This is a genomic window from Tunicatimonas sp., assembly GCF_049647865.1.
Taxonomy (GTDB): domain Bacteria; phylum Bacteroidota; class Bacteroidia; order Cytophagales; family Cyclobacteriaceae; genus Tunicatimonas.
Genome location: NZ_JBARYM010000315.1, coordinates 1 through 6,066 on the forward strand (window position 1 = coordinate 1; position 6,066 = coordinate 6,066).

Sequence of the window (6,066 nt, forward strand, 5' to 3'; positions counted from 1 at the left end):
GCCCATACTGAAGAAGATGTAATCACCCGCATTCAGATGGGTTACAATGCTATTGCGCTGAAGCCGATTGCCAAAACCCTGAGCATGACGCTAAAGATGGCCAAGGTAGCTCACGAACAAAATATTCCCTGCCTTTGTGCTGACCTAACCGTGAACCCAATTCTGGTAGATTGGAACAAAAACGTAGCCGCTCGGCTGGCCGCCTGGGAAGAGTTCCCCGGAATGGGTTTAATGGAAAACAACGGTCATCAGAATTACCGCGACTGGGAGGAGATGCTTACCTATCATCCGCACGCTGATGCCAAGTGGGTGAAAGCCCAGGGGGGAGTTTTTAAATTAGATCAAGGCTTTTACGAAGATAGCGGCGGAATTTTTCAAATGTCGGACCACTATCAAGCGTTATTTGATCCAGACAAAAAGTAGCGTATTGCTGTAGGGTCGAACCACGAAAGAGAATAATAACAAACGAACACTTTAACAATTGAACAATCGAGTAATTAAACTACACACATCTATGAGAACCTTTTTTTTGTACGGTACCGCACTTTTTTTTCTATACAGTTGCGGACCAACTGCTAACGATACTGCCGAGACAACCGAAGAAGAAACCACTTCTGCTGAGATGACCGCTTCGGTGGAAGAGACCGGCGACAACACATTAACTGACCAGGAGCAACAGGATGGCTGGACGTTGCTATTCGATGGCCAATCTACTAATAGCTGGCGCGGGGCGCATAAGGATGCTTTTCCTGAACAAGGCTGGAAAATTGAGGATGGGCAACTGATGGTACTATCCTCTGACGGAGCAGAGTCGCAGAACGGCGGCGATATTGTGACGGAGAATGAGTACGATAATTTTGAATTCCAGGTAGATTTCAAGCTGACCGAAGGAGCCAACAGCGGTATTAAGTACTTTGTCACCGAAGGCTACAATTCAGGTGCGTCGGCAATTGGCCTGGAGTATCAACTACTTGATGATGAGAAGCACCCTGATGCCAAAAAAGGCAACAACGGGGGTGGCACTCGCACCTTAGGTTCTTTGTACGACTTAAAAGGTGCCCCTAGTAGTAAGCCCTTCCGAGGAATTGGCGAGTGGAATACCGCTCGGTTGGTAGTTCAGGGCAATCAGGTAGAGCATTACCTAAATGGTGAAAAAGTATTGGAGTACGAGCGCGGTGGTGAGGAATACAATACCTTGGTAAAAAACAGCAAATACGAGAAGTGGGATGACTTCGGTATGGCCGAAAGTGGTCACATTTTATTACAAGACCACGGCGACTTAGTTTACTTCAAAAACATCAAAGTACGGGAATTGCCCGCCTCTTAGTTCAAAGTGTTATCGTGTTATAGATGATTATAAAGGACAGCGGCACAACCAATAATTTATAATACCATAACACTACGCACCATAACACCAAATTTTAACATACAACAAAAAATAAATTATGAATATTTCAAACACGAATCGTAGAGATTTTATTAAGAAGTCGGCCTTGGGAGCGGTAGGTTTAAGTACTGCTTTCTCCGCTCGGAGCTACGGGCGAATTTTAGGGGCGAACGACCGAGTACGAGTCGGTATTGTGGGCTTTTCTAACCGTTGCCGCGGATCGCTGATTCCGGCATTTATGAACCATGCGGATGAAATGAACTTCGAGTTTGTCGGGGTTTCCGATATCTGGAACCGTCGTCGCGACGAGGCGAAAGCTTTCTTTGAGGAGAAAGGAATGAAGAACATAGACTTAGCTCGCAATAACGAAGAGTTGTACGAAAAGAGTAAAGTAGATGCGGTAATTATTAGCACTGCTGATTTTCAGCACGCGCTGCACGGGGTAGAAGCGATTGAGAACGGCTGCGATGCTTACATTGAAAAGCCGCTGGCGGAATCAATGGAAGATAATAAGAAAATTCGGGACACCGCCCAAGCCTCCGATCGCATCATTCAGATTGGTTCGCAGCGACGAAGCGGTAGTAATTACCACGCCGCCGAAGACTACATAAAATCCGGCGAGTTCGGTGATATTGTGATGGTGAACATGACCTGGAACGTGAATCAACCCGGCCGCTGGCGTCTTCCTGATTTGGTAGCTTCCATCAAGAAAGAAGATACTGATTGGGATCGTTACCTAATGAACCGCCCTAAAGTAGATTGGGACCCGCGCAAGTATCTAGAGTATCGTCTGTTCTGGCCCTATTCTTCTGGCATACCCGGGCAATGGATGTCACACCAGATTGATACCGTGCATTGGTTCTCGGGCTATGATCATCCGCGCAGCGTAGCCGCCAACGGAGGTATCTACCTGTGGCAAGACGGACGGGAAAATCCGGATACTATGACGGCAGTATTTGACTACGGTCCCGATGATAATCCGAACGAAGGCTTCCAGGTAGTGTACTCTTCTCGCTTCACCAACTCCGAAGGGGGAACTAAAGAGATATATTATTCTAATGCTGGAACATTAAACCTAAAGACCAATATGATTACCCCAGACGGAGGGTTAGGTGAACGTCATGCTTCGGCAATGGGCATGGAGCCTAATATGCTGGAAGAGCAAGAACTAAAAGGCGAGCAGGTAGTTACCAGTGCCGATACCGGATCGGACAATATGACCTCTAACCATATGCGAAACTGGATGGATTGCGTACGTAGTCGTAAGGAACCGCACGCCCCTGTTCAAGTAGGCTACAATCATTCGGTTGCCAACTTAATGACCACCCAGGCGTTGCACACTGGCAAACGCGTAACTTTTAATGCTGAAAACGAAGAAATTATCTCTAGTTAAAATGATGAAACTACCTAACCAATGGCCAAAGTCTGCTTGGAGCGGACTTTTGGCTCTTATCTTATTGATAACCCAAATTCATTTGCTACCCGCGCAGGTAAAGATTACTGAAAACGCTGAGAAGAAATCAGTGTCCGTTACCATTGATGGTCAACCATTTACTTCTTACATCTATCCTGAAGTAATAAAGAAGCCAGTATTATTTCCGGTTAGAACACCTCAAGGAACAAATGTTACTCGAGGTTATCCTCTATTACCCACCGCCGGCGAACGAGTGGATCATCCGCATCATGTAGGGCTATGGCTAAACTACGGCGACGTGAATGGCTTAGACTTTTGGAACAACTCCGAAGCTATCCCCGAGGAAAAGCGGGATGGTTACGGAACCATTCGTCACCGAGAGATACTGGAAACAGAAAACGGTGAAGTAGGTAAACTAAAAGTAGCGGCTGACTGGCTCACGCCCAACCAAGAAAAGCTACTGGATGAAACTACTACCTTCCATTTCTTTAAAGAAGGTGACGCCTACGTTATTGACCGAATTACTACCCTGCGAGCTCAAGATCAAACTGTAACCTTCAATGACAACAAGGAAGGAATGGTGGCGATTCGGGTAACCCGAGCACTGGAGCACCCTTCAGACAAACCAGAAATTTTTACAGATGCCAGTGGCAATGCTACCGATGTTGCTAAGCTGGATAATACCGGAGTAACGGGAGAATACATGAGCAGCGAAGGGGTTAGCGGAACCGAAGTGTGGGGAAAGCAGGCGGAATGGGTAAACCTAGCTGGGGCTATAGGTGATGAAGACGTCTCTATTGTGATAATGGATCACCCTGAAAACGTTGGCTATCCTACCTACTGGCATGCTCGGGGTTATGGTTTGTTTTCAGCCAACCCACTAGGGCAAGAAGTGTTTTCAGAGGGGAAGAAAGAACTAAATTTTGCTTTAGAGCCTAAAGAAAAAGTTACGTTTCGTTACCGAATTGTAGTTTATGGGAGTGAAGAGCCTTTGGATGAAGAAACGATTAAATCAATGTACGCCGGTTTTACCGACGCGAGTTGATTACCAATCTTCCTCTCCTTCAATCCAAAATTCTAGCAAACTTTCTTTATCAATGTGAAAGCAGAATTTTTGAGCAAGATCACCTAGGTGGGGGCTAGTTTCTAGGGTAATCCACCCGTAGTAGCGGCTCAAGTGGCAGAATCGTTGGGCTTGGTAGGTTTCTTCGTCAGTTTTACGGAGTCGTAGTTTAGCATCATACTGCTGAATTAGGCGAAATAATTCTTTATCAAAGAAAGTATCTGCTTCGGTATGTCCAGTCTGATATACGAAAATACTTTCTTTGTCCCGATCTAAAATGTAGTCTTTCACAGTTTCGTGCTGGCTCATTACCCGATCCACAATATTTACTTCATCGTCTGTGATTTTGCTTTTTAGCTTTTTTCTTAACACCACCCGAGCATCAAATGGATGTTCGTAAAACTCAAATCCTGAAGGTAATTGGAGAAGTAATTCATCGTCAGCGTAGCGTTCAGGATGGCGGACAATGTAGTAGCGAGTGCCACCCTTTTTGGTAGTAGCTGCCCGCAGGTAATGCCGATGGCCTTTGCGGTTGGTGTAGTAGAGTGACAAGAGGTAGTAGTTTCTATAATTTTAAGTACCGCTCGAAGATAAAGCGAAAATTTTCTTGTATTGAGTGTTTGGCAATATAGTCACTGACCGATGAATAGGATTTTGCCTGTCCAATATCTTGCTTACGTAGCGATGAGCTTACTACCAAGAGAATGGTATCAGGGTGATCCGGGTAAAATTCTTCTTCGTACAATTCAATGAATTCAAAACCATTGTACATCGGCATTTTTAAGTCGCATAGTATTAAATCAGGATAATCCTTATCGATACAGGATCGCAGGTAGATTAGGGCCTCTTCAACATTAGAAGTAGTACGTAGCTCAGCTTCATCTTGGCGAGACTTCAGCCATTCCTCGGCAATAAAATTGTTAATTTCGTCGTCATCAATGAGTAATATTTTTTTCTTCATACGAATAGGGCATTAGTTGAGCAAAAAAAGTAGCACCTTCATCCGGTTGACTTTGTACTTCAACCTTTCCTCCGTTCTTTTCAACAATAGTTTTTACAATATGTAAGCCAACTCCTGCTTCATCTACAGACGAATTTATGCGTTTGAAGGGTTGGAAGAGTGTTTTGCCAACTCGTTCCATATTTACGCCTTTACCATTATCTTGTACTTCTAAACAAATATATTGGTTGTGTTCTCTCGTTTTAATGGAGATATGAATTGGCCGATCTTCTACACAAAACTTCATAGCATTGACTAATAAGTTTTTAATAATAGATACTAGATAAAACTCTACATACTGAATAGTTTCCACAGCGAAATGATGTTCAATAGTAGCTCCACATTGATCAATTTCTGCTGTAACCTCACTAGTAACTTTTTCCAGGATATCTTCAAAATTTAACAAATGAGATTCTTCATCGTCAGACTGCTGAATATCTAAAATACTAATAATACCCCGTAAAGTTTTCTCTAAGCGATTTACCGATTGGTCAATTTTTTCAACTACCCGGGGGTCTTGTCCGTTTTCCGATTCTAACAACCCAGAAAGTGATTTGAGGTTGGCTACCGGAGCCCGAAGGTCATGCGCGGCAGAAAACACAAAGTTATCTAAATATTCATTAGCCACTCGAAGCTCATGGTTTGATTTCCTTAGTTTCTTTTCGGCTGTTTTCTGATCATGAACATCAGAAATTACGCCACTCATTCTTACCGGTTCGCCCTGTTCATTGTATATAGCTTTACCTCTCGATCGGAACCAGCGATAACCCTTTGTTTTATGTTTAAGCCGTACCGTAACATCGTAGGTAATACCATCTTTAAAATGCTTTTCCAATTTTGTCTGCCAAATATTGATATCGCTAGGGTGGCTAATAGCTCGGAAGTTATCTACTGAAGATTCTACTTCTCCGTTTTGGTAACCTAGCAGTTCGTAGAATCGAGGCGACCACCAAACGTTACTATCAGAAATTTCTTTCCAGTCCCAAATACCATCAGATGTACCACTAATGGCAAAGGCAAGTCTTTCTTCGCTTTGGCGTAGCAGTTCACGGCTTTTTACTTGTTCACTGGTATCCTGAATAATAGCAATAATAACTTTTTGCCCATGAAAGTCGGATAACTGTAAGTTCGCTAATATATTATATCTGCTACCGTCTTTACGTTGGTGAATTGCTTCAAATGTAACTAATTCCTCTTTCCCC

General features: G+C 43.8%; 6 protein-coding genes and 1 pseudogene. 4 read left to right on the forward strand and 3 right to left on the reverse strand.

From position 1 onward, the window contains the following. The 4 genes and pseudogenes from WBA23_RS09560 to WBA23_RS09575 all read left to right on the forward strand — a co-directional run. Window positions 1-423: pseudogene (locus WBA23_RS09560) on the forward strand (L-alanine-DL-glutamate epimerase); the annotation flags it as partial. A gap of 91 nt (window positions 424-514) precedes the next feature. After that, complete coding sequence (locus WBA23_RS09565; RefSeq protein ID WP_424582053.1) at window positions 515-1,327, forward strand: 3-keto-disaccharide hydrolase; 813 nt, start codon at window positions 515-517, stop codon at window positions 1,325-1,327. A 118-nt stretch (window positions 1,328-1,445) separates the two neighbouring features. Continuing rightward, window positions 1,446-2,780, forward strand: coding sequence for a Gfo/Idh/MocA family protein (locus WBA23_RS09570; RefSeq protein WP_424582054.1), 1,335 nt, complete (start codon window positions 1,446-1,448; stop codon window positions 2,778-2,780). 1 nt (window position 2,781) lies between these two features. Beyond that, window positions 2,782-3,846 carry a PmoA family protein gene (locus WBA23_RS09575; RefSeq protein ID WP_424582055.1) on the forward strand — a complete coding sequence of 355 codons (1,065 nt, stop codon included), beginning with the start codon at window positions 2,782-2,784 and terminating at the stop codon, window positions 3,844-3,846. On the opposite strand, the gene WBA23_RS09580 is transcribed toward WBA23_RS09575, so the two are convergent. The 3 genes from WBA23_RS09580 to WBA23_RS09590 all read right to left on the reverse strand — a co-directional run. Continuing rightward, on the reverse strand, window positions 3,847-4,416 hold the full coding sequence (locus WBA23_RS09580) for a hypothetical protein (protein ID WP_424582056.1): 570 nt from the start codon (window positions 4,414-4,416) through the stop codon (window positions 3,847-3,849). A 13-nt stretch (window positions 4,417-4,429) separates the two neighbouring features. Then, window positions 4,430-4,825 (reverse strand): response regulator, encoded by a 396-nt coding sequence (locus WBA23_RS09585; RefSeq protein WP_424582057.1) that lies wholly within the window; start codon window positions 4,823-4,825, stop codon window positions 4,430-4,432. Next, window positions 4,800-6,066, reverse strand: a 1,267-nt coding sequence (locus WBA23_RS09590) for a sensor histidine kinase (RefSeq protein WP_424582058.1), incomplete at its 5' end; no start/stop codon positions are given. The genes WBA23_RS09590 and WBA23_RS09585, both read right to left, overlap by 26 nt.